General features: G+C 47.6%; 1 protein-coding gene. It reads left to right on the top strand.

What is annotated here, in order from left to right:
- Nucleotides 1-104: 104 nt before the first annotated feature.
- On the top strand, nucleotides 105-1,438 hold a 1,334-nt coding region (locus IQ211_RS19210), incomplete at its 3' end, for an IS4 family transposase (RefSeq protein ID WP_193836473.1).

The raw sequence follows: 1,438 nt of genomic DNA, 5'->3' as shown, positions 1-1,438 counted from the left end.
CCTGTCTCTTCTACACAAATCCCTCGATTGAATCGAGGGATTTTTTTGAACCTTTTTCTACCTAGCTGATCTCAATAAGAAATACGACGTTGAGGTAACGTATGATGTTTTCAACAGATGCTGAGCAATGGGCAAAAGAAACTTTTCAATATGCTGATTTAGGGGATAGTCGCCGCACTAAGCGCCTGATCAAACTGACTTCTTCTCTTGCAAATCATTTAGGACTGTCTCTCGTGCAATCTTTAAAATCACCTGCGGATATCGAAGCTGCTTATCGTTTCGCTCGCAATCAAGCCATTAATCCTCGCGCTATCGCAGAAGCTGGCTTTGTCGCCACCGCTGAGCAGGTTAAGCACTATGATTGCCTCCTCGCGCTTGAAGATACGACCTCGCTGGAATTTACCCACCCTACGGTTCGAGATGAGATGGGGCACACCACATCCAATAAGCGTTCCAGAGGTATGCATGCGCATTCCGTTCTGCTCTTTGCTCCTGATAAGCAACAGGTCGTTGGGCTGATTGAGCAGACTCGTTGGACCAGCGACCTCCAAGCTTACGGGCAAAATCAACATCATGCGAGCAGAGCTTACAAAGACAAAGAAAGCTATAAATGGGAACGGGCTTCACGCGCAATGGAAACCCGCCTCGGTGCTGACATGCGGAAAGTTATCTCTGTCTGTGACCGAGAAGCGGATATTATTGAGTATCTGACCTACAAGGTCTCAAATCATCAGCGCTTTGTCGTTCGCTCTATGCAAAGCCGTTGCATAGAAGAAAGTCCCGACAAGCTTTATCATTACAGTGGCGCCTTGGTGTATGCGGATACGAGAACGGTTCAAGTGAAGCAAAAAGGTGGGCGAAAAGCACGTGATGCCCACTGCGAAGTTCGTTATGCGGCGGTGACCGTAAAAATCCCGGCAAATAAAACCGGTGACGCCGTCCCACTGTACTATGTCGGTTGTCAAGAAACGGGAAATCATGGTGGCTTGAGCTGGCACATTCTGACCTCAGAGCCAGTGAAAACAAAAGAAGATGCTAAGCGTATTCTCGATTACTACGAAAAACGGTGGCTGATCGAAGAATTTCACAAAGCATGGAAAAGCGGCGGAACTCAGGTTGAAGAGTTACGCATGCAGAGCAAAGAGAACCTGGAACGCATGGTGGTGATACTCGCGTTTATTGCAGTCCGTCTTCATCAACTGCGTTACCTGGGGCTCAATAAAGAGGAAGCAGAAAAGCAGAGCTGTGAAATGCTCCTGAGTCCGCTAGCGTGGAAATTACTGTGGTCAAAGCAAAACAAATCGAAGCCACCGAAGAAAGCCCCAAGCCTCTACTGGGCCTATATTAACCTCGGCAAGCTTGCAGGTTGGTACGATTCAAAACGTAATGGTCGAGTAGGATGGGAAAGATTATGGGAAGGATGGTTCATATTACAAAC

The sequence above is a fragment of the Xenorhabdus griffiniae genome, assembly GCF_015163655.1.
Lineage (GTDB): Bacteria > Pseudomonadota > Gammaproteobacteria > Enterobacterales > Enterobacteriaceae > Xenorhabdus > Xenorhabdus griffiniae.
The sequence above is the reverse complement of the archived record's forward strand: the minus strand, read 5'-3'. Positions and strand labels throughout refer to the sequence as shown.